Raw genomic sequence first — 21,937 nt, 5'->3', positions numbered from 1 at the left:
ATATACAGACCCTAGGACTATCAAAGAACACATTGCAAAAATTGATACGATCGCGGATAGCTTCATTTTAAATAAAGAAGGGAATAAATCCCCTTCTATCCCCTCTATTATAATTACTCAGCGGCGTTATGATATACTGCAGCTATACCACCTACAATTGCACCAAAACCAGCTCCAATCCCAATTGCAGTAGCCAAACCGCCTGCAGTAATCGACGAGCTAGCATATAGACCAGCAATAATAAAAGGTAGTGGGCCACCATTTATTTCTTGTATTTCATTACTTGTTAATTCTCTCATTGCAAGACCCTCCTATTTTCTAATTGCATTATAAGTTGCTATACCACTAATGATTGCAGCAAAGCTTGCAACTTCTCCATAGACTGCTATTGCTACAAACAGGGGGAATGGACCACCACTTACTTCTTTAAGTTCATTTACATTTAATTCACGCATAATGTTATACTCCATAAATCCGATGCTTTTTAGTTAAGTCATCGGGTTGTTAATATGCTCCCCTTCAATAAAGGTGAGCGATTAATAGGCTAGCTTTAGCTGCTCGCTAAAGTTAACTAAAGCTGGCCGTCTTTTTCGGTTGTTTGCATTTAGCAAACCACCAAAACTTTCAAATTTTTCTTTATTTTATAAAACGCTACACTTAACTTACGCGCCCTTTTAGGCTGTACAGTGGCTCTAGTAACCACTCGATTAATGTGCGCTGCTCCAACATAATATCTGCCTCAAACAACATGCCACTTTTCAACTCAAACGCCTTACCATAGGCCTGCATTTGTTGTTGGCTGAGTGTCGCTCGCAAACGGTACACTGGCTCTTGCAGGGTAATAGGCAGGCGTATTTCATTTGGAGTAATGAGCGCCTTGTCGATGCGGATAATTTTGCTGTTAATAAAACCAAAGCGTTGGTAAGGGAAAGCATCAAAACGCAGGCGCGTATCGTTACCTAGTTGTATAAAGCCTGCTGAACGTGTTGGTAGCAGCAACTCTGCTACTAGCTCTGAGCCTTCGGGAATAATATGCAACAGTGGTTTGGCTTGGGTAAGTGTTTCGCCTTCAACCACTTGAATGCCAGTAACAACACCGCTGTTACTGGCTGTTATGGTATATTGATAGTTACTTTTAATTTGTGTGAGCTGGTTTTGAATATCCGCTTGTTGGCGCTTAAGACTATTTATACGCAAAGTATACTGCTGGGGCACGTTAGCAATATTAAAACTAAGTTGACTTAATTGATTTTCTTGCTGCATAAGCAAGCGCGCTAGGTTTTGTTTTTCTTGCTTAGCATCTAAGAGGGCTTGCTGCTGTTGCTCTCGCTCGATGTTTGATAAAAAGCCATTTTTATTAAGTTGATTAAGGTTGCTTTGTTGGCGGTTAAGTAGCCCTAATTTTTCATCAGCTAGAGCAAGTTGACTTTGTAATGCAGCTTGCTCATTAGTAAGTGCACGTTTTTGCGCGTGCAAGTTAAGTGACTCTTGCTTTTGTAGGGTAAGGTTTTGTGTTATCTCATCATTGAGCAACTGTATTTGCATACTTAGCTGCTCAACAAGCTGGGTACTCAAGGCTATGCCTTGGCTGTTATTTTGCTGCACAATAATGGTCGCCAACGGCTGACCTTTAGTAACGGCATCACCCTCTTGTACAAATAGCAGCTCAATCATACCACCTTGACTAGCAAAGGTTTGGATTATCCCTTTATTGGGTATTAAAAACCCCCGTACTGTTTCCTTGCGGGAATACTCTGCTGTAAATAAAAAGCTTATCACTACAATCGCAATACATACCAAAACAAATACGATAAGTTTTATTGATAGTGGTTGTGCTAGCGTAATCACACCAGTTAAACGCTCACTTTGCTGAGCGACAGCTTCCTTTCTAAATAACATCCAGTTGATCCGCTAAGATTGTTCTAATTTATATTACACTAGAATTCAATTAACAATAAATCAACATAAAAGTCGAAAAATAAAATATTAATGCAAAAAACTAACTTATTTAGTTAGAAAAAATAAAAATACTAGCTCGATAAAATAGTCATCGGCAGGCTCAATATTGGATTTTCCGAATCGGCAAAGTGCATCATTACAGCTACATGCCCAGCTACTACAATTGCATACATAACCGCTGAAAAACCTTGGCCATATTTATCTAGTGGCATTAAATGTGAATAGTGACGGCCTCGCCATTCAAATACAATTTCCAGCGCACCTACAAACAAAAAGAATACCAGTAACATTAAGCCAAATGTGTAGCTCAGCCATAAACCAAACAGTACACCGAGTAAACATACACTTAAACCAATCCATGAACGCATTGAAAAGCTAATACTTTTTAATACATGCCCGCCATCAAGCGGTAAAATAGGTAACAAGTTAAATAAATTTAATAACGCACTAAGAACTGCCACACCTGCAAATATTTCCATCTCGGTGGCGTAATATAAAACGACACCCAGTACCGAGGTAATTAAACCAAATGCGGGTCCCATTAATGATATAACGACATCTTGCCAACGAGTTGTTATTTTGTCGTCACTTACAGCGAGCCCACCTACAAATGGGATTAAGTAAATACCTTTGGTTTTTATGCCAAAGTATTTCATTGCTCGCACATGGCCGTACTCGTGTACGACTAAGCAACCAATTAGCATCAGTGCAAATTCAATACTAAATAACCACGCATAGCCTGCAACAGAAGCCCCCGCAAGCACTACTTTAATGACCTTAGCACTTTTAAAAAGCTTAAAGCCTAATGCAGCCAGGCCTAAAAAGCCTTTTTTAGGTGAGCCATTTGTAGGTGCTGGTAGCGCAAGCTGTGTTGCAAATTGCTCATCCACAAAAAGCGAAATACTTTGCTCTTCCGCCGCTCCAGTATCAATACCAATTACTTTGTTGTCGTAAGTAAACTGATAATAGTTTTCACGAGGGTTATCAAAGGTAATGGCTTGTTGTCCATGAAACACTTGCACAATTTTTTGCCCAGACACCATAAGCGAAAATGGTTGCTCGGCTAAGGTAAGATCTATTCTTATCATAATTAAGACCGTTTAAAATAATGGCGCTAGTATACCTAATCAGCTTAAAAACACGAGTGAAGGTGCTAGGTAACTATTTTCAAAATAAAAGTATTTGATACTGACAAAATAAAAAAACACTACTACTTTTATAGTAACTCCAAGCGATACATTGAAAGGGATAACAGTGGACAAAATAGTGCCTAATATTTTAGTTGTTGACGATTCAAAAGCAATTTTGATCGTTATGGAAGCTATACTTAACGAATTGGGTATGTCTAACACTATAACTACGTGCCTGAATGCAAAAGAAGCTCTTGAAAAAGTAAAAGAAGATGTTAACTACTTTGATGCTATTTTTACTGATCTCAATATGCCCGAAATGGACGGCATGGAACTAATCCGCCACTTAGGAGAGTTACATTATCAAGGCGGTATTATAATTGTTTCTGAAATGGACCATAAAGTTATTAGCTTAGCTGCCAATCTCGCGAAACAACATAACGCTCACCTCATTGGTAATATTTCAAAGCCAGTGCAACTGTCTCAGGTTAGTAGGTTACTTATTAAAGTGGCGCAATTAAACAGCCACACTTTATTAAAAGAGTCGGCCATTTCAAAAGATGAGCTTATTGATGCATTAAAAAACGATGAAATAACGCCTTTTTACCAACCAAAAATAAACGCTGATAACAATAAAATTGAAAGCGTTGAAGTCTTAGCACGTATTTTATCAAGTAAAGACGGCAATATTATTTTACCTAACCGTTTTATAAACACTGCCGAACAACACAACTTAATTAATCAAATTACATTTTCTCTTTTTGAAAAGGCCACCAGCGAATTCAAAAATATGAAAGCGCAACTAGGTCATGATTTTAAAATGGCATTTAATTTATCGCCAACTCAGCTCGACGACTTAAACTGCCCTAATAAATTACTGCTCATTTTAGAATTAAACCAACTCACGCCTAGTAATATAATTATAGAAATAACAGAACAACATGCACTCTCAAGCCTCATGCAATTAGAAACACTAAACAGATTAAGAATGCATGGCTTTGGTATATCGCTAGACGACTTTGGTGTTGGTTTTACTAATATGAATCAGCTTCGAAATCTTCCTTTTACTGAAATTAAAATAGACCGTTCACTTATTAGCCATATAGAAACAGATTTATTTTCTCAAGTGGTCGTAAGTTCGTTATTTAATATTACGAGTAAAGATAATTTAGACTTAGTAGCAGAAGGTGTTGAACGACCAGAAGAGCTCGTTTATTTAAGGCATTATAGAAGAAAACTAGCCATACAAGGTTTTTTATTTAGCCGCCCTAAACCACAAAACGAATTTATATCTTGGGCTAAAGATTGGCTGAAAACTGATGGCAGCCCCGCTTAAAGCGGTATTAATATTTAATCGGGGCTGGTTAACTAATTATCACCCCGAGTGTGTTTATCTTCTTCACTGACTATATGCGCACTGCTTGCTAAACGTTTGTGCCAACGCTGCCTTGCTACTGCGCGCATATTAGTAGATTGGTCACGCTCATCTACAATCTCTAGCCCCATTAAAGCTTCAATCATATCCTCTAGCGTTACAATACCTTGCACGTCACCGTACTCATCTACAACTAGGCATATATGCGTGCGCTTTGTTAAAAGAGTTTGCAGTAACGACGATACATTTTGAGAACTCGGCACCGTATAAATAGGCTTAATCAATTTGCTAATTTTGTAATCGGTACCTAAACGGTGAAATGCCAGCATAATATCGTTTTTATGCACAAACCCAACAATATCGTCGCTGTCTTTATCAAATACCAATATACGAGAAAATGACGACGAGCCGTGATCGTTTAAATACTGATTTACTGTTAAGTCTTTGTGGATTTTAAAAATTACAGTTCGAGGCGTCATTAAGTCGCATAATTTTGCATGTCTAAAATGCAATAAATTACGAATTATTTCGGACTCATCCTGATGTAATGCACCCGACTCCGTACCTATATCAGCCATTGCCTCTATCTCTTGACGAATATAGTATGCCTCATCGTGCTTTGGACCCATTAAATTTGTTAGCTTTTGTGCAAACCATACAAAAGGCTTTAGCAATATAACTAAAAACCTCAAAGCGTAAGTAACACTTGGCGTTAGAGCTCGCCAGTAATTAGCCCCCAAGGTTTTAGGAATAATTTCAGAAAGAATTAATACGAGGAATGTCATAATGGCTGATGCAATACCTACAGCCGCATCGGAAAACACGACAGCTGCCTGTGCGCCTACCCCAGCAGCACCCGCAGTATGGGCAACCGTATTTAAAGTTAAAATAGCAGCTAAAGGCTGATCTATATTGTTTTTAAGTTTTTCGAGCTGTTTAGCAAGCTCAGGATGATCTTTCCTAAGTGATGCAACATAGCTGGGCGAAATACTTAATAACACAGCCTCCATCACAGAACATAAAAACGAAATAACAATCGCCACTACCATATAAACTATCAGTAAAGTCACTTTCTCTCCTCTATATTGGATATGTGAGCATGGTATCAATACATGCTATATTTGGCCAAACTTCCAATAATAATAGGCATAATAATGAAATTTAGCGCACCATGGTGTCATCAAAATAAGCTATTTAAGTACGCAGCGACTCTTTTGACGCTTAGCAGCTTAAGCTTTGCTGCAATAGCTGCACCATTGGATAAATCAAAAATTCAGTTTATCGGCCCACTTGCCGAAGATATGCAGTTAAAGCCTTTTCAGACACCTCATGGCAGTGCGATTATTAACAACCTATTGCCGCAACTACAAGCAGACTCAGATAGTTTTTCTGTATTTGGGAAAAAACAAAACTGGCAGCCGTTTAATAAAATCAATGCGCTCACTTTAGGTGGGTTACAGGCACTAAAATTTAATATTGAAACTACCCGCTTTACACAAGGTACGCTTACCTTAAAAGGGATTGAGCAAGGTCAGTTATTTATTAATGGCGAACTACAAACAGGCGATAAAAATAGCTATAAGTTAGCTTTAAATAACAGTACTCACTCTATTTTAATAGTAGCCCAACAAGTAGCTAATTGGCACGATGTAATGCTTGATTTTGCACCTAAAAGCGACGTTGATAAAATTACGCTTAGCGCCTCAAAAACAAAACGCTTATCTGCAAAACAATTGTTTGATGCCCCTACGATCAGCCAATTATCACTCGCACCTAATGCTAAGCAGTACGTTACTACTACTCGCACTTATAGCGATAAAACACAAAACCAAGCAAATACAGTTACTGTACTTAAAGATTCAGATAATCAAACGCTTTATCACTTCGAAGCAGGCCAACCAAGTAACATTATTTGGAGTCCAGATAACCAATATTTAGTGTATTTGTTAAATGGTGAACTTAAACAACTTAGCCGTAAAAACTTCTCAATAAAAACATTAGCAAACGATTTAGAAGGAGCCAATGGCTTTACCTTTTATAACGACACCAGTCTTTTGTTTAGCTGGTCTAAATCACCTGAGAGCACTAACAGCTTAACCAAGCACTATAAAGGTCTACAAGATCGTTGGTCGTATGCACGTACCACCAGCCAAATTTACATGCTTGATACTAAAAGTGGTTTAACAAAAGCACTTAGCCAAGGTCCTCTTTCTTACAGCCTTGAAGATTCAAATAGTAACCGTGGCAAAATATTAATGAGCCGCCCAGTAATGGCAATGCAAGCATCAACCCACCCTGAAACAGAGTTAGCCGAACTCGATTTAAAATCAAACAAGCTTTCATCGCTTGGTAAATTCAAAACATTTAATTTAGCCAAATACGCAAATAAAGATATTTATGTAATTGCAGGCCCTGACTTTAAAAATGGCGCAGGCAGAGCTCTACCAAAAGCAATGCTTGCTAATAACTACGACGGGCAACTTTACCTACTTACTGAAGGCGGTAAAAACGTAAAAGCACTTAGTAAACAATTCGATTCTGCTATTGGCCAACTGCAAGTTTTAGAAAACGGCGATGCGCTCATTAAAGTAACAGAGCAAGACACTCAACCGCTTTACCTATTTGATTTAAGTAAACAGCGCTTTAAAAAGTTAAATACAGGATTGGATATTGTTGAACAATTTAGTTACTCACACGACCGTAATACCGAAATTTTATTAAGTGGCACTAACGCTTTAGCGCCACAACAGCTAAAGCGCCTTAACGTCAGTAAAAATAAAACAGATTTAATATGGGATTCAAAACCAAGTAGCTATGCAAATACACGACTCCCTACATTAGAAGAGTTTAATTTTAAAAATAAACATGGTGTCGAAATCACTGGCCGCGTTTATATTCCTAGCAATTTAGATAAAACTAAAAAGCACCCGGCGCTCGTGTATTACTACGGCGGCACTTCACCAGTTACGCGTGGTTTTACAGGTCGTTATCCGTTTAACTTATGGGCAGAAAATGGCTACGTTGTTTATGTAGTACAGCCTACTGGCGCAACAGGGTTTGGACAAAAGTTTTCAGCGCAGCATGTTAATGCCTGGGGCGACTACACTGCAGACGATATTATCGAAGGCACGCAAGCCTTTTTAAAGAAATACAACTATGTTGATAGTGAAAAGGTAGGAAATTTAGGGGCATCATACGGTGGCTTCATGACCATGTTATTGGCAACTAAAACCGATATATTTAGTGCTTCAATAGCTCATGCGGGTATTTCTAATATTACCTCGTATTGGGGTGAAGGTTGGTGGGGCTACTTATATTCTGGCGAAGCATCAAAAAATAGCTTCCCATGGAATAACCCTGAGCTTTACAGCCAACATAGCCCTGTATTTCATGCCGACAAAGTAACAACACCTATGCTACTTCTTCATGGTGATAGTGATACCAATGTACCTGTTGGCGAAAGCTTAACAATGTACACTGCGCTTAAACTGCTTAATAAGGACGTAGAGTTAATCGAATACAAAGGCGCCGACCACCAAATTTTTGCACGCGATAAACGATTTGATTGGTGGAACACCATGCTCGCATACTTTGATAAAAAGCTAAAAGATGAACCTCAATGGTGGGACTCAATGTATAAAAATAACTGAGCCTGAACCTTTAAAATAACGACTTAATACAGATTTATTAATAGTAGTATTAATTATTTAGCACCTTTTAATTAGTTTAAAGGTGCTAACCTCATCCTCTAATAACGTCTTATACACCTTTGAAATATTAAGTTACTTAAAACTAATAAACCCCCTTCTCAGCATTTACCTAATGGTGCTACCATACAGAGCTATAAGCATTCAAAATAAAGTACTATGGCTATTAATGTTTTATTGGTTGAAGACGATGAACTACTCGTTAAACGCATCCAAAATCACTTTGCAGATACCGAATTTACAATAGAGGTAGACCCAACTGGCGCTGATGCACTTAACATTGTAAGGCAGCGGGTAAACCTGCGCGGTGCTATATCATTAGCCATAATTGACATTGTTTTGCCAAAGCGTGATGGGCTTCAGCTGGCAAAAGAATTAAACACACTTACCGATATTGGCGTTATTGTATTATCGAGTCGTGACTCCCAAGCCGATCGTATTGCAGGCCTTGCACAAGGTGCTGATGACTATATTTGTAAGCCTGTCGATTTACTTGAGTTAGAACTTCGCATGCGCGCGCTCTATAAGCGTGTTGCCGTTAACCTAGAAGACGACGAAAGCGAAGAATTTATAGAATATGCTGACTTTAAGCTTCACCCCGATAACCGCACACTAATTACTGCTGCGGGCGTTGAGTCACGCTTAACTGAAGCCGAACATAAAGTGCTTATTTGCTTAATTAGTAATGCAGGTAAAGCCACATCCCGTGAAAAAATATCAGAAGAAATAGGCCAGCCCGATTGGAGCCCAAACGATCGTACTGTTGATGTGCTTATTGGTCGTTTACGTAAAAAATTAAATGACGAAAAAGATCAAAAACGTATTGTTACCGTTCGCGGTAAAGGCTATATGCTTTCTATTTAATACTTAGTTAATTGCGCAATAAGGCGCTCAAATGCGCGGTAATTAAGTGCTTCTTTAAGCTCATTTAAACTAATGTTTTCAGCGCCTTTTAAATCACTAATTGTACGCGCCACCTTAATTACTCTATGGTAAGAGCGTGGCGATAAAGATAACTTCTCGCTTGCTCTAGCTAAAAACTGCAACTCTGCTGGCGCCAGTACACAGTGCACACTCATTTCTTTATTATTAAGCCTCGCATTAACCTTACCTTGGCGTTTTAGCTGTAGGTAATAAGCCGCTTCAACTCTTGCTCTAACCTCAGCACTACTTTCCTCTGGCTGAGTACTTTGTAGTTCAACGCTCGTTAGACGAGGCAGTTCTATTTGCAAATCAATACGGTCAATAAAAGGTCCTGATACTCGCGATAAATAACGCATAACTTGATCGGGAGTTGCCCGCTTATCAGTATGGCTCCCTGTTGGGCTTGGATTTAATGCTGTAATAAGCTGAAACTGCGCCGGAAACTCCATTTGCCTTGCTGCACGTGAAATAGTAACCGTGCCGGTCTCCATTGGCTCACGCAGTGAATCAAGCACCTTACGCTCGAACTCCGGTAATTCGTCCAAAAAAAGTACGCCATTATGCGCCAATGAAATTTCACCGGGCTTCGGGTTTGAAGAGCCACCCACTAAAGCAACAGCTGAGCATGTATGATGCGGATTACGAAATGGCCGCTGTCGCCAATTAGTTAAATCTATGGATTGCCCAATAATGGAGTAAAGCGCGGCAGTCGAAATAGCTTCATCGTCCGACATAGTAGGCATTATAGTTGCCATTCGCTGAGCAAGCATTGATTTACCAGTGCCTGGTGGACCTAAAAATAATAAATTATGCCCGCCAGCTGCAGCAATTTCGAGTACTCGCTTTGCACCGGGCTGACCTTTCACATCGCTTAAATCAAGTAAAAAGTCAGGGGCTTGTGTGCAGTCGGGATACTCTATATTTAATGGTAAGGGTTGTTGATTAAGTAAATCCCCCCACACTTCTTGAATAGAGCTTACGGCTTTGCGTTTAACACCATTAACTAGGCTTGCTAGGCTGTCGTTTGCAATAGGTAAAAAGCAGCAACGATCTTGCTCTTTTGCAGCAAGTACCGAAGGTAAAATAGCGTTTACACCACGCACCTCACCATTAAGAGCAAGCTCACCATAAAACTCGTACTTGTGAATATCAGGACACACTATTTGCCCAGAGGCGACTAAAATACCCACCGCAATAGCAAGATCAAACCGTCCGCCATCTTTTGGCAAATCGGCAGGGGCTAAATTTACAGTTATTCGTTGATCGGGAAAACCAAATTGTGAGTTTTCGAGTGCGCTACGTACTCTATCTTTTGATTCTTTAACGGACGCTTCGGGCAGGCCTACTATATGAAAAGCGGGTAAACCATTTCCTAGGTGAACTTCTACAATAACTTCAGGGGCATTTATACCCACTTGAGCACGAGAAAATATACGAGCTAACGACATTCCTTATCCTAGTAAATGGTGTGATTACACCAGTTTAGTCAGGATATTTAAAAACGTGTAATGTGATTTGCCATTTTATAGCAGCTAAACGAAGTAATAAGGTCATTAACATACCTAATACCATCGCCATTTCGGTTACTAACGAAAAACTAATGCCAAGCGTATAAACAGTGCCACCCGCTATACAGGTAATAGCGTAAAGCTCACCTTTTAATAGCATAGGGATCTCGCGTGCAAGCACATCTCGAATTAATCCACCAAAGCAGCCTGTAATTACAGCCATAATTACCGCTGTCATATCGGGCATACCAACAAGCTGCGCTTTTTGCGCCCCCATTACTGCAAAAAAAGCTAAACCAAACGCATCCGCTGTTTGTAAAATATAATGAGGTATCGGCTTTTGTTTATTTATAAGGCGTGTTGTAACAAATACTGAAGCTAGTATGGCAAAAAAGTAACTTTGATCGTGTAACCAAAACACAGGAACATCTAAAATTAGATCTCGCACTGTACCACCACCAATAGCAGTTACCGTCGCTAAAACTACGACTCCAAAGCCATCCATTTTTTTTTCGTACGCTAGCAAAGTGCCCGACACAGCAAATACCGCAATGCCTATTAAATCAAACCAGTGATAAAGTTCTGTCATGTGTATTATTACTTAAAATCTTTTAACCGTTTTAACATAAAATACTCTTTTTAAAAAATAAGTATTTTATTAAACGTTACGGGTCTTAGAGGAAAGTCATTAAATAAAGCTGAATATAAAGTACTTTACCAAACTCCAGACGCAAAAAATCACTCGATAAAGAGTGCGATTTTGTTTTTACTTTTAGATATTTAATTTCAGTGGTTGCGGGAGCCTGAGTTTGTAAAAAGCGAACCGACGACCTTCGCTTACTTATGCAGAATATTTTGCGCAGTAACGGTGAGTTTTATAATTATAGGAATTCATTAAACTGCAGACGCAAAAAATCACTCGATAAAGATTGCGATTTTGTTTTAGCTTTTTAGGTATTTAATTTCAGTAGTTGCGGGAGCTTGAGTTTGTAAAAAGCGAACCGACGACCTTCGCTTACTTGTGCAAAGTGTTTTGCGCAGTAACGGTGAGTTTTATAATTATAAGAATTTATTAAACTGCAGACGCAAAAAATCACTCGATAAAGAGTGCGATTTTGTTTTAGCTTTTTAGGTATTTAATTTCAGTGGTTGCGGGAGCTTGAGTTTGTAAAAAGCGAACCGACGACCTTCGCTTACTTATGCAGAGTATTTTGCGTAGTAACGGTGAGTTTTATAATTATAGGAATTAATTAAACTGCAGACGCAAAAAATCATTCGATAAAGAGTGCGATTTTGTTTTAGCTTTTTATGTATTTAATTTCAGTGGTTGCGGGAGCCGGATTTGAACCGACGACCTTCGGGTTATGAGCCCGACGAGCTACCAGACTGCTCCATCCCGCGCCTGAAATTTGTAGACTTGTTTAAAGTTGCTTACATTACAACTTGGCTTCCAATTAAAGAATTGGTTGCGGGAGCCGGATTTGAACCGACGACCTTCGGGTTATGAGCCCGACGAGCTACCAGACTGCTCCATCCCGCGCCTGTGTATTTTAAGTCTATCGACTACTTTATTTTATCTCTTAAGCTAGAGTTTACAGTAACCAAATCTTATAAAAAATTGGTTGCGGGAGCCGGATTTGAACCGACGACCTTCGGGTTATGAGCCCGACGAGCTACCAGACTGCTCCATCCCGCGCCTGTAATTTCTTTAAAACATTTTCGTAATATTTACGAGCCTGCCTTGAAGAGAGCGCTACTATATAGGAATAAACATTTAATGCAAGGCCTAAACTAATTAAAGTTGTTCAACCGAACAAAAAGCAATCAAATTGCTATTCTGCGCTCAACCTTTGATGCGGATTAATCATTTTTTGCCATTCCCAGTCTGGATGCCCCATCACTATAAAGTCAGGGTTCTCAGTACTCTCGCGTTGGTTGTACGTTAGCGGGTTAAATTCTGCATCGGTAATACAACCACCGGCTTCTTCAACAATAACTTGTGAAGCACCTGTATCCCACTCTCCCGTTGGACCAATTCTTAAAAAACAATCTGCTTTACCTTCTGCAACAGTACAAGCTTTTAATGAGCACGAGCCAATAGCAATAGTTGTAAACTGACTATTTAAATACTGACTCACCGCTTCTATTTTTTGGCGGCGGCTCACTGCAAGCGTCAAGTTCTCTGGCGGCGCTACAGATATTTGCTTATCAATTGAGTTTTCACGTTTAAAGGCACCATTTTTAGCTGTAGCAAAATAAGTCACACCTTTTGCAGGCCAATGAATAACGCCAAGCACAGGATGATTATTTTCAATCAATGCAATGTTTACTGCAAAGTCGCCACTTTCTAAAATAAATTCGCCTGTACCATCCATCGGATCGAGTAACCAATAACGCTGCCAGTCCTGTCTGTCGGCAAGTGCAGGTATAGGTGTTTCTTCCGACATAATTGGGATATCGGGCGCTAAGACTTTTAATCCAGCAACCAGTACGTCATTTGCTGCTAAGTCAGCTTTGGTAACAGGCGTATTATCTGATTTCTCTTGTTGGCCAATATCGCCTTTTTTATAAATGGCCATAATTGCATCGCCAGCACGCTCAGCTAATTCAATACACGGTTCGATTAATTTATTCATCGGCAGCTCCAGACGCTAAATACTTATCTAATAATAGCAAAGCTGCAACACTGCGTGCTTCGGTAAAATCTTCTTGGTCTAATAATGACTGCCACTGAGTTAATGGCCACTTAACAACAACAAGCGGCTCTGGTTCGTCGCCAATAAGGGTTTGTGGGTATAATTGCTTAGCAAATAAAATATGCATAGTGGCATTAAAGTAACTCGGCGCCATTGTTACTGTTCTTAATGGTTTAAAATACTCAGCACCAAAGCCAATTTCTTCTTTAAGCTCTCTGTTAGCAGCTTGCTCTGGCGTTTCGCCCGGATCGATTAAGCCTTTAGGAAAACCTAACTGGTAATCGTTTGTGCCCGCACAGTATTCACGTACAAGTAGTAATTCGTTGTCTGCACTTAACGGAACAATCATCACTGCTCCCCGGCCACCGCCGCGAATTCGCTCATACTGACGCTCTTCGTTATTAGAAAACTTTAGCTCTAAAGACTCCACAGTAAACAGGCGGCTTTTAGCGACAACATTGTTACTGAGGATTTGTGGTGGTGTTGGGTGCTTTTTCTGTGTCATTGGCGTTAATTTGCTATCATGGCAGTTAGTTCAATAATAAACCTTATAAGTTGAAATTCCTATGTTAAATTGGTCAAAAATCGATACCGTTTTGCTCGACATGGATGGAACATTACTCGATTTACATTACGACAGTCATTTTTGGCTTAACGTTATTCCTGCGCAACACGCATTAGCAAGGGGCATTAGCCTAGATGCAGCTAAAGCAGATATTTTAAAACGCTATCAAGCTGTGAGCGGTCAAATACAGTGGTATTGTTTAGATTATTGGGAGCAGCAATTAAGCTTGCCTATAATGGAGCTTAAACGAGAGTCTCAGCATTTAATTAAAATGCGCGAAGACGTACCTCATTTTTTAACTGAGCTTAAAAAAGCAGGCAAAGAGTTAATTTTACTTACCAACGCCCACCCTGAGAGTGTCATGCTTAAATTTGAGCATACAGCGATTGATAACTACCTAGATGGCGTAGTGTCTACTCATGAATATGGAGTAAGTAAAGAGCAACAAAGTTTGTGGCACCAAGTACAAAAAGACTTAGGGTTTAATAAGCAGCGCACTTTGTTTGTAGATGACAGTGTGCCGGTTTTGAATGCCGCACGAGAATACGGCATTGAGCACTTACTTGCAGTTGCTAACCCAGATAGCCAACAACCACATAACGAAATAGCCGATTACCTAAGTGTTACCGACTATCGTAAGATTATCTAACTCAACTTACGTGACTTAAATTTTTGGGTAACGCGCTTCTAGCCCTTGATATACTAACTTTGCAAAATCTGCATGTTCTGTATCAAGGCTTTTAACTACTTCAACTAAATGCTCGTTATCTTCTTGCCCATTCCATTCTTTAATATAGCTACCATCTTTGTAACCGTGATCTTGGCGGAAAAAATTTAACGTATTTTTACCTACGTAGCCGCGATATAAATCATCAATATCCATACCTATTTGCGCCATACAGCCGGCAAAAGCACCTGCATTAAACGTTTTATCAGCAACAGCAGACGCCGCTAATATCTCTAGTGTTTGTTTAAAGTCATCAGCTTGTTGAGCATTACTAAGCTCAGTTTCAAGTTGCTTTGCTAAGTCTTCGTAGCTAGTTTCGCCGTCAATTCTAAGCGATAGACCAAAATGAAAAATATCAACCAACTCTAAAATAACTTGTTCAGTATCTGGTGTTTGTTTTTTCCACCATTTCCAACCATGATGATCTAGCATTTCAGCACACTCAACCCAAATAGCGCGGTACCATTCAAACCCTTGAGTAAACCATTGCTCATGTACTTTAGTATTCATGGCGTTTTGCATTTCTAGCATCACTACTAGCTTGTTTAAATTGGCAGACATATCAATTCCTGTCGTTTTGGTTGGCGTAATTTTCGTTGGTGTAATAATACAGATAAAATGCTGATTGTGCATTGCTGTATATTTTTATTAGTGTGCTAGTTATGTTTATCGTGACGTCGTAAACTCATGCCATGAATCAATTAAATCAATGAAATCTTCAAAGCCACAACCACTACTTAAACCATTTTCTTCAAGCGCTAAATCGTCATCTTGATACGCTATTAGGTCTTCGCTGTCTTGATGAAGTGCATGGGCTTCAAATAATGCTTCGTCTTTCGTTAATATTAAATCTATTTCTTGGCCTTTTAGCGTTAGCGGCTCATAGCTTGAACTTACCGATGCAATAAGCGCTTGCACCATGGCTACTTTGTCTTTGCCTATTTCTTCGTTTAGCCAGCGACCAATAATAGCGTGTTCACTGCTTATTTTAATACGTAGCCCACTAATAGGGTCGCGAATAAATTGATATTCCATAGGGTTTGCCTGTAAATCTTTAATTGCGTAATTATATACGTAAACGCCCGTAAACCACAGGACATATAAAGTAAAATAGCGCCACATGGGCGCTATTTTACTCAACTTTAAAACCGTTAACTTCGCGATCTATAACGCGCTGCGTCAATGATCGACCATAAGTAAATAATAGGCACAAGTACAAAGCCTACAAGCACATAAATTAGTGCGTAACTTATTATAATAGCGAGTGCAAAAAATATAGCCGCTAAAATACGCCCTTGCACTAACTGCCCTAAACCAGGAAAAAATATATTACATAATGCTGCAATTACGTTACCGCCAGAACCTTGATCTGCCATACTAACCTCTGTATTTATTTGATTTTATAATTATTTACCTACACACTCTATGCCAATTTATTAAAGCTTACAAATCAAATAGTTAAATTAGTCTAGATTTAGAGAGTTGGTAGATTTTGCTAAAATTAGGTCAAATTAGCAATTATTGTTATCCGTTTACACTTTTTTATTCGCTTAATTAATTAGCAAGTTACTCGTTTTGAACACTATTTTATAAATAGCTGTTTATAAAAACAGTATTTTATTTAGCCTAACAAAAACACCTGTTATACTGCCCACAATATTGATTAAAAAGGCGTAACGATGGACGTTTCACAATTACTCGATGGCTTAAATGACAAACAACGCGATGCCGTTGCAGCCCCACTACAAAACATGCTGGTATTAGCAGGTGCTGGGTCTGGTAAAACACGAGTGTTAGTTCATCGTATTGCGTGGCTTATGCAAGTTGAGCAAGCCTCCGCTTACAGTATTTTTGCAGTTACATTTACTAATAAAGCCGCTAAAGAAATGCGTGGCCGCGTTGAAGAAACACTAAAAGCGCCTGTAGGTGGTATGTGGATTGGTACTTTCCATGGTTTATCGCATCGTATTTTACGTGCTCATCACCGTGAAGCTAATTTACCAGAAGCCTTTCAAATTTTAGACTCTGACGATCAGCTTCGGATGATCAAGCGCTTATTAAAATCGATGAATATTGATGATAAAAAATGGCCCGCTAAGCAATTTGGCTGGTACATAAGCGCCAAAAAAGATGAAGCACTTCGCCCTAAAGATATTCAAGCATACGATATTAATGAGCAAATGATGCTGCGTGTTTATGCCGCCTATCAAGAGGCCTGTGATAGAGCGGGCCTAGTTGATTTTGCTGAAATATTACTACGCAGCTACGAAGTGTTAAAAAATAACCCTACGTTACTGCGTCATTATCAGCAACGCTTTGCGCATATGCTCGTAGACGAGTTCCAAGATACAAATACCATTCAATATGCTTGGTTAAAATTACTTGCTGGCGATACTAACAGCATTATGATTGTAGGCGACGATGACCAAAGCATTTATGGTTGGCGTGGTGCTAAAATCGAAAACATTAAACGTTTTTTAACTGACTTTAGCGCAGAAACCATTCGTCTTGAACAAAACTACCGCTCAACAGCGACTATTTTGAAAGCGTCTAACGCATTAATTCAAAATAACTCAGAACGTATGGGTAAAAGCTTGTGGACCGACGGTAACGACGGCGAGCCAATCTCTATTTATGCAGCATTTAATGAGTTAGACGAAGCACGCTTTGTAAGTAGCAAACTACGAAGCTGGTTAAATGCAGGTAATGCCCTACAAGATGCCGCAATTTTATACCGTAGTAACGCGCAATCTCGTGTACTCGAGGAGGCCATGCTGCAAGAAGGCTTAAAATACCGTATTTATGGTGGTATGCGATTCTTCGAACGACAAGAAATTAAAGATGCGCTTTCGTATTTACGCCTAGTAGGTAATCGTCAAGACGATGCCGCGTTTGAGCGTGTAATTAATACGCCAGCACGCGGTATTGGTGATAAAACATTGAGCCATATACGAGATTGTGCACGAGCAGAATCGTTACCGCTTTGGTATGCCGCAAAAGCAATTGTAGAACAACAGCACTTATCTGGTCGTGCCTCTGGTGCAGTAAGTAAGTTTGTAGAACTAGTCGAACAAATAGAAGATAAAATTAGCGATCTAACTTTGCATGAGCAAGCCAAGTACACAATTCAAACCTCAGGCTTGATGGCAATGTACCAAGCTGAAAAAGGTGAAAAAGGCCGTGCTCGCGTAGAAAACTTAGAAGAGCTAATTAGCGCATGTGACCAGTACGAACTTCCTGAAGACGAAGAATACAGCTCGCCTTTACAAGGCTTTTTAGCACATACGTCACTTGAGTCGGGTGAAGGACAAGCAGAAGAGCACGAAGACGCCGTTCAAATGATGACACTTCACTCAGCTAAAGGCTTAGAGTTTCCGTTAGTGTTTATGGTGGGCGTAGAAGAAGGCATGTTCCCTTCTCAGCAAAGTAACGAAGAGTCTGGTCGTTTGGAAGAAGAGCGCCGCCTTTGTTATGTAGGCATGACACGAGCAATGGATAAGTTATACATTAGCCATGCTGAGAGTCGCCGTTTATACGGGCAAGAAAAATACCATAGCCCATCACGCTTTTTACGCGAAATACCTGAGGACTGCGTTGAAGAAATTCGTATTAAAACACAGGTTTCTCGCCCGCCTGCCGCCGGGCGTTTTAGCGCATCAGTTAGCCATGCCGCATTTGAAGACAGTGGCTTTAACTTAGGGCAACGAGTTTTGCATGCTAAGTTTGGTGTTGGTACCGTACTTAATTACGAAGGCAGTGGCGCGCAATCTCGCGTACAAGTTAACTTTGACGACCTTGGCAGTAAATGGTTAGTAACGGCCTATGCACGATTACAAGCTGTATAAAGCTCACCTAAATGAGTTAGAACAACAACTAGCTGGCGCGTATCATCGTCAGCTAGTGTTGATTACGGGCAGCCCTGCTTGGTGTTATGAATTACTTAACTCATTAATAGATGAAAACAATACACTTGTTGTATCAAAGCAGTGCGCGATTAAAAATTCGTACTGGCCTACTCGCACTCACCAAATTTTAGGGCAAGAATTTGCTCATGCTGTTTACGATGGTTTTAGTGGTTTACACCCTGATAAACTTGCAGCACTTACCGGCACCGTTAAAGCAGGCGGTATACTGTTTTTATTACTGCCCGAATTAAATGATTTAGCCTCTTGGCAAGACCCCTCATTAAGTACAGTGCAATCACACGGTCAGAGTATTAACTACAGTTTATTTAATCAACGTTTCGCGACTATTATTAAGCGATTACCCGCTTTTCATTTTAGTGAAAAAAATGGCTGTATTAGTAATCTCGTCAGCTCTGTTATGGATAATAAAATTGACTATCTACCACAGCAAAACTGCGTGGAACAAATAGTAAAAGTAGCTAATGGCCGTGCCAACAGACCTTTACTCATTAATGCTGATAGAGGTAGAGGCAAGTCGGCAGCACTTGGCTTAGCTGCCGCAAAATTGACTGATAAAAAAGTAATTATTTGCAGCACTCAGTTTAAAGCGACCCATAGTAGCTTTAAACATTTAGCCAACGAGTTAGACCTGCAATACAACGCTCAACATAAACAGCTCGCCAACTTGCACTACGTTGCACCTGACGCGTTATTAAATGCATTACCTGAGTGCGATTTATTACTCATTGATGAAGCTGCCGCGATCCCTGTACCGTTATTGCTAAAAATGCTAGCTCATTACCCTCGTATAGTCTTTGCAAGTACACTGGTTGGGTATGAGGGCAATGGTAGGGGTTATACCATTCGCTTTAGTAACTATATAAAAGCGCACTATAAAGCCTCTAAAGTTGTAACGCTTGATGAGCCACTGCGTTTTGCTAAACACGATCCCCTCGAGAAGCACATTCGCACCTTGCTTGCACTCGATGCACAATATAAAGAGTTAAGTAGTGAGCAATTAGAGCAGCCAGTTCATAGCGAAATAACTCAGCAATCCCTTGTAAACAATGAGCCTTTACTGCAACAAGTTATTGCCCTGCTTGCATTGGCTCACTATCAAAGTAGTGTAAACGATTTACGCCAACTACTAGACGCACCATCGCAACGAATATTCATCAGCAAAATTAACAATCGATTAGTTGGTGTATGTTTAATCGCAATAGAAGGTGGTTTAAGTGAAGAACTTGCTCTACAGGTTATAAGCGGAGAGCGCCGCCCACAGGGTCATTTAATGGCTCAAACCCTCTCACAACTTAGTTTTAATAATGACTACTTAACACAGTTGAGCGCTCGCGTTGTACGAATAGCGATTGATCCGAGTTCTCACAATATGGGTTTTGGTAAAAAGCTACTTAGCTATTGCGAGTCGCAAGTAAAAAGCCAATGTAGTTGGTTTGGTGCAAGCTTTGGCGCAACAGCGCAGCTACTTAACTTTTGGCAAAAACAAGGGTTTGATACCGTAAAACTGGGTTATCAACGCGATAAAAGCACAGCTGAACATTCAGCGCTTGTGGTTAAATGCTTAAGCAATAAAAGTGCAATTATCCAACCTTTGAAAAAGCAGTTTAAAAACGACTTTTTTTATGCTCTTTTAACACATTTTAAAACACTAGATTGGCAACTTGTAAGTATTTTAATTGAAGGATTTAGCGATGAGTTAGTAAGCCCCGAGACTCGCGAACGATTAGCCTTACTCGTAAACAGTAACTTCACTCAATTTAATATCTCTGCGACTCTCTGGCAGGTAGTGAATCAGTCTCCTTCTTGTATGTCTCAATTAACAGAGTCTGATAAACAACTTTTAATAAAGTTAGTGCTGCAAAATGAATGTAATGAAAAAGTGATTCAACACTTAGGTTTATTAGGAAAAAAGCAGCTTGAGAATCAATTTAAACGTGCCATAAAAAACCTCACTAGTGCCATCTAATAACTCCTAGTTACCTATCTCTATTAAATCTTATCCATCTTTAAGCTATTTATTTAATTTGTTCTATCCTTAAAGCATTAACAGGTAAATTAAGATAAAAGCATGGAATTAATAAACTTTAAAGTGGGCTGCAAAACAATTTCACTTAAAATACTCGATATTTTATTAACAGAGCGCTTTGACAATAATCTAACAACTTTACCCAACAATAATAAAAGCTTTATTGGTGTTAAAGATTATATGGATATACCAACGCCTGTGTTTGATTTAGGTATTATTTTAAATAATATCTCAACCGAACAAAGTAATGCGCATGTACTAAAACAACTAAGAACATGGCAAGAAAAACTATTAAACTGGTTCAATACCCTTCAAAGTAACTTGCTAAATAGCTCGGCTTCTATTTCAAGCAATGATGCAGAACTACAAGATTTTGTTCTGTTTTACAAAGAGTTCAACACCGATAATGAAGACTTAAAACTAACAATGTCTCGACTTAACGAACCTTTCCAATCATTGCTAGAAACGGTAAAAGAAGCTATATCAGCTCATAATCAAAGCGATTATAAACAAGTATCAGCTCTGCTCGAAAAAATTAAGCGTAGTAACCTAATTCAGCTAGAGCGTTTATTCGAATCAGCTAAAGAGCAAATAACCTTAGACTATAAACCTATTATTGTTTTTACCACTAAAGACGGCTTAAACCCACACGTAGGGTTATTGGTAGATAAAGTCGAAGATAATATCGACTATAAAAAAGAAGACATTAAACCACTAGATAAGCTCACTGAGGTTGGTTTTGATCTAGACCCACAAACTAAAAATATGATGCGAGGATTAATCAAGCTTACACAAAAGCACAGTGTATTAATTGATCCAAGCGTAATATTTAAACCAACACAACTAGAAGAATCTGAAAGTGAAGAAACTCAAGCTTACGGACTATTTTAAATAGTCTTTAGATTTGGTTATAAACTTTAGTACTGAAGTAAGGAGCTATTCTACTCGACTTGTATATTTAGGTGAATTGGAAAGGCCTAGAGTGCGTAATGTTCGTTACTCCTCTATATTTCGCTTTTCTGCAGACGTAAAAAGCCCGAATCGTTAGATTCGAGCTTTTTAAAATGTAAAATCGGTGCGCGCAGTAGAGCCCACAGCAGTGGAGAGTCACAGTCCAAATACGCACTATCATTTCTCAAGCAGCTTATTATCGTGCTATTGCTGATACTGGTGAGCTAAGTGGGCTTCTTAAAAGTAGTTCATGAGCTGTAATCGAATAAAGTAAGGGATATTAATGGGAGTGTAGGGTGTGATTTTTACGTTATTCACTCACACTCCACTTTTCTGCAGACGTAAAAAAGCCCAAATCGTTAGATTCGGGCTTTCTACAATTTGAAGCCTGGTAATGTCCTACTTTCACATAGCAAATGCTACACTATCATCGGCGCTGTTTC

Annotated in this window: 19 protein-coding genes and 3 tRNA genes; 7 read left to right on the top strand and 15 right to left on the bottom strand. The window is 39.4% G+C overall.

Features of this window, described 5'->3' with window-relative positions; all coding sequences use genetic code 11:
• Positions 1–113: 113 nt before the first annotated feature.
• The 4 genes from GQR52_RS00110 to GQR52_RS00095 all read right to left on the bottom strand — a co-directional run bounded on the left by GQR52_RS00110 (position 114) and on the right by GQR52_RS00095 (position 3,047).
• Complete coding sequence (locus GQR52_RS00110) at positions 114–299, bottom strand: hypothetical protein (RefSeq protein WP_007587028.1); 186 nt, start codon at positions 297–299, stop codon at positions 114–116.
• 12 nt (positions 300–311) lie between these two features.
• Positions 312–455, bottom strand: a complete 144-nt coding sequence (locus GQR52_RS00105; protein WP_007587027.1) for a class IIb bacteriocin, lactobin A/cerein 7B family — start codon at positions 453–455, stop codon at positions 312–314.
• 202 nt (positions 456–657) lie between these two features.
• The gene (locus GQR52_RS00100) at positions 658–1,899 is read right to left on the bottom strand and encodes an HlyD family efflux transporter periplasmic adaptor subunit (RefSeq protein WP_165722370.1); all 1,242 of its coding nucleotides are present in this window, start codon (positions 1,897–1,899) and stop codon (positions 658–660) included.
• A gap of 131 nt (positions 1,900–2,030) precedes the next feature.
• Positions 2,031–3,047, bottom strand: a complete 1,017-nt coding sequence (locus GQR52_RS00095) for a site-2 protease family protein (RefSeq protein ID WP_165727092.1) — start codon at positions 3,045–3,047, stop codon at positions 2,031–2,033.
• Positions 3,048–3,213: 166 nt separating this feature from the next.
• Here GQR52_RS00095 and GQR52_RS00090 point away from each other — a divergent pair, with 166 nt between their 5' ends.
• Entirely contained in the window at positions 3,214–4,425 is a 1,212-nt protein-coding gene (locus GQR52_RS00090; RefSeq protein WP_165727091.1) for an EAL domain-containing protein, read from the top strand.
• Between the two features lie 32 nt (positions 4,426–4,457).
• On the opposite strand, the gene GQR52_RS00085 is transcribed toward GQR52_RS00090, so the two are convergent.
• Positions 4,458–5,534 (bottom strand): hemolysin family protein, encoded by a 1,077-nt coding sequence (locus GQR52_RS00085; protein WP_007587021.1) that lies wholly within the window; start codon positions 5,532–5,534, stop codon positions 4,458–4,460.
• 84 nt (positions 5,535–5,618) lie between these two features.
• Between GQR52_RS00085 and GQR52_RS00080 the strand changes: the two genes are divergently transcribed.
• Positions 5,619–8,114, top strand: a complete 2,496-nt coding sequence (locus GQR52_RS00080) for a prolyl oligopeptidase family serine peptidase (protein WP_165727090.1) — start codon at positions 5,619–5,621, stop codon at positions 8,112–8,114.
• 216 nt (positions 8,115–8,330) lie between these two features.
• The gene (locus GQR52_RS00075; protein WP_002957913.1) at positions 8,331–9,035 is read left to right on the top strand and encodes a response regulator transcription factor; all 705 of its coding nucleotides are present in this window, start codon (positions 8,331–8,333) and stop codon (positions 9,033–9,035) included.
• On the opposite strand, the gene GQR52_RS00070 is transcribed toward GQR52_RS00075, so the two are convergent.
• The 7 genes from GQR52_RS00070 to nudE form a co-directional block, all read right to left on the bottom strand.
• Entirely contained in the window at positions 9,032–10,543 is a 1,512-nt protein-coding gene (locus tag GQR52_RS00070) for a YifB family Mg chelatase-like AAA ATPase (RefSeq protein WP_165727089.1), read from the bottom strand. The genes GQR52_RS00075 and GQR52_RS00070 overlap by 4 nt on opposite strands.
• Before the next feature lie 34 nt (positions 10,544–10,577).
• Positions 10,578–11,192, bottom strand: a complete 615-nt coding sequence (locus tag GQR52_RS00065; protein ID WP_007587018.1) for a trimeric intracellular cation channel family protein — start codon at positions 11,190–11,192, stop codon at positions 10,578–10,580.
• A 735-nt stretch (positions 11,193–11,927) separates the two neighbouring features.
• A tRNA-Met gene (locus GQR52_RS00060) sits at positions 11,928–12,004 on the bottom strand.
• Positions 12,005–12,066: 62 nt separating this feature from the next.
• A tRNA-Met gene (locus tag GQR52_RS00055) sits at positions 12,067–12,143 on the bottom strand.
• 79 nt (positions 12,144–12,222) lie between these two features.
• Positions 12,223–12,299: transfer RNA gene (locus GQR52_RS00050), tRNA-Met, on the bottom strand.
• 136 nt (positions 12,300–12,435) lie between these two features.
• Entirely contained in the window at positions 12,436–13,239 is an 804-nt protein-coding gene (gene cysQ / locus GQR52_RS00045) for a 3'(2'),5'-bisphosphate nucleotidase CysQ (protein WP_007586545.1), read from the bottom strand.
• The gene (gene nudE, locus GQR52_RS00040) at positions 13,232–13,804 is read right to left on the bottom strand and encodes an ADP compounds hydrolase NudE (protein ID WP_007586548.1); all 573 of its coding nucleotides are present in this window, start codon (positions 13,802–13,804) and stop codon (positions 13,232–13,234) included. Before nudE ends, cysQ begins: the two co-directional genes overlap by 8 nt.
• Before the next feature lie 61 nt (positions 13,805–13,865).
• Here nudE and yrfG point away from each other — a divergent pair, with 61 nt between their 5' ends.
• Positions 13,866–14,513: a GMP/IMP nucleotidase gene (yrfG, locus tag GQR52_RS00035; protein WP_007378908.1), complete on the top strand. Its 648-nt coding sequence runs from the start codon at positions 13,866–13,868 to the stop codon at positions 14,511–14,513.
• A 15-nt stretch (positions 14,514–14,528) separates the two neighbouring features.
• On the opposite strand, the gene GQR52_RS00030 is transcribed toward yrfG, so the two are convergent.
• From GQR52_RS00030 to GQR52_RS00020, 3 genes are all read right to left on the bottom strand, one after another.
• Positions 14,529–15,152 carry a dUTP diphosphatase gene (locus GQR52_RS00030; protein WP_165726845.1) on the bottom strand — a complete coding sequence of 208 codons (624 nt, stop codon included), beginning with the start codon at positions 15,150–15,152 and terminating at the stop codon, positions 14,529–14,531.
• Positions 15,153–15,257: 105 nt separating this feature from the next.
• On the bottom strand, positions 15,258–15,626 hold the full coding sequence (locus GQR52_RS00025; RefSeq protein ID WP_024592461.1) for a YacL family protein: 369 nt from the start codon (positions 15,624–15,626) through the stop codon (positions 15,258–15,260).
• A 116-nt stretch (positions 15,627–15,742) separates the two neighbouring features.
• Positions 15,743–15,967 carry a hypothetical protein gene (locus GQR52_RS00020; protein WP_002963009.1) on the bottom strand — a complete coding sequence of 75 codons (225 nt, stop codon included), beginning with the start codon at positions 15,965–15,967 and terminating at the stop codon, positions 15,743–15,745.
• A gap of 303 nt (positions 15,968–16,270) precedes the next feature.
• Here GQR52_RS00020 and uvrD point away from each other — a divergent pair, with 303 nt between their 5' ends.
• From uvrD to GQR52_RS00005, 3 genes are all read left to right on the top strand, one after another.
• Positions 16,271–18,436 (top strand): DNA helicase II, encoded by a 2,166-nt coding sequence (gene uvrD / locus GQR52_RS00015; protein WP_007586555.1) that lies wholly within the window; start codon positions 16,271–16,273, stop codon positions 18,434–18,436.
• Positions 18,414–20,483, top strand: coding sequence for a GNAT family N-acetyltransferase (locus GQR52_RS00010; protein WP_165727088.1), 2,070 nt, complete (start codon positions 18,414–18,416; stop codon positions 20,481–20,483). The genes uvrD and GQR52_RS00010 overlap by 23 nt, the downstream gene beginning before the upstream one ends.
• A gap of 102 nt (positions 20,484–20,585) precedes the next feature.
• Complete coding sequence (locus GQR52_RS00005) at positions 20,586–21,434, top strand: chemotaxis protein (RefSeq protein ID WP_165727087.1); 849 nt, start codon at positions 20,586–20,588, stop codon at positions 21,432–21,434.
• Positions 21,435–21,937 lie beyond the last annotated feature (503 nt).

Origin of the sequence: Pseudoalteromonas sp. 31A1 (assembly GCF_011378815.1) — a bacterium.
GTDB lineage: Bacteria > Pseudomonadota > Gammaproteobacteria > Enterobacterales > Alteromonadaceae > Pseudoalteromonas > Pseudoalteromonas arctica.
This window is presented reverse-complemented; position numbering and strand designations above follow the sequence as displayed.

Excerpts from the sequence above, each read along its gene's own strand:
- GQR52_RS00110 (WP_007587028.1), bottom strand. The coding sequence starts at position 299 with ATGAGAGAATTAACAAGTAATGAAATACAAGAAATAAATGGTGGCCCA.
- GQR52_RS00105 (WP_007587027.1), bottom strand. The coding sequence starts at position 455 with ATGCGTGAATTAAATGTAAATGAACTTAAAGAAGTAAGTGGTGGTCCA.
- GQR52_RS00100 (WP_165722370.1), bottom strand. The coding sequence starts at position 1,899 with ATGTTATTTAGAAAGGAAGCTGTCGCTCAGCAAAGTGAGCGTTTAACT.
- GQR52_RS00095 (WP_165727092.1), bottom strand. The coding sequence starts at position 3,047 with ATGATAAGAATAGATCTTACCTTAGCCGAGCAACCATTTTCGCTTATG.
- GQR52_RS00080 (WP_165727090.1), top strand. The coding sequence starts at position 5,619 with ATGAAATTTAGCGCACCATGGTGTCATCAAAATAAGCTATTTAAGTAC.
- GQR52_RS00075 (WP_002957913.1), top strand. The coding sequence starts at position 8,331 with ATGGCTATTAATGTTTTATTGGTTGAAGACGATGAACTACTCGTTAAA.
- GQR52_RS00070 (WP_165727089.1), bottom strand. The coding sequence starts at position 10,543 with ATGTCGTTAGCTCGTATATTTTCTCGTGCTCAAGTGGGTATAAATGCC.
- GQR52_RS00065 (WP_007587018.1), bottom strand. The coding sequence starts at position 11,192 with ATGACAGAACTTTATCACTGGTTTGATTTAATAGGCATTGCGGTATTT.
- cysQ (WP_007586545.1), bottom strand. The coding sequence starts at position 13,239 with ATGAATAAATTAATCGAACCGTGTATTGAATTAGCTGAGCGTGCTGGC.
- nudE (WP_007586548.1), bottom strand. The coding sequence starts at position 13,804 with ATGACACAGAAAAAGCACCCAACACCACCACAAATCCTCAGTAACAAT.
- yrfG (WP_007378908.1), top strand. The coding sequence starts at position 13,866 with ATGTTAAATTGGTCAAAAATCGATACCGTTTTGCTCGACATGGATGGA.
- GQR52_RS00030 (WP_165726845.1), bottom strand. The coding sequence starts at position 15,152 with ATGTCTGCCAATTTAAACAAGCTAGTAGTGATGCTAGAAATGCAAAAC.
- GQR52_RS00025 (WP_024592461.1), bottom strand. The coding sequence starts at position 15,626 with ATGGAATATCAATTTATTCGCGACCCTATTAGTGGGCTACGTATTAAA.
- GQR52_RS00020 (WP_002963009.1), bottom strand. The coding sequence starts at position 15,967 with ATGGCAGATCAAGGTTCTGGCGGTAACGTAATTGCAGCATTATGTAAT.
- uvrD (WP_007586555.1), top strand. The coding sequence starts at position 16,271 with ATGGACGTTTCACAATTACTCGATGGCTTAAATGACAAACAACGCGAT.
- GQR52_RS00010 (WP_165727088.1), top strand. The coding sequence starts at position 18,414 with ATGCACGATTACAAGCTGTATAAAGCTCACCTAAATGAGTTAGAACAA.
- GQR52_RS00005 (WP_165727087.1), top strand. The coding sequence starts at position 20,586 with ATGGAATTAATAAACTTTAAAGTGGGCTGCAAAACAATTTCACTTAAA.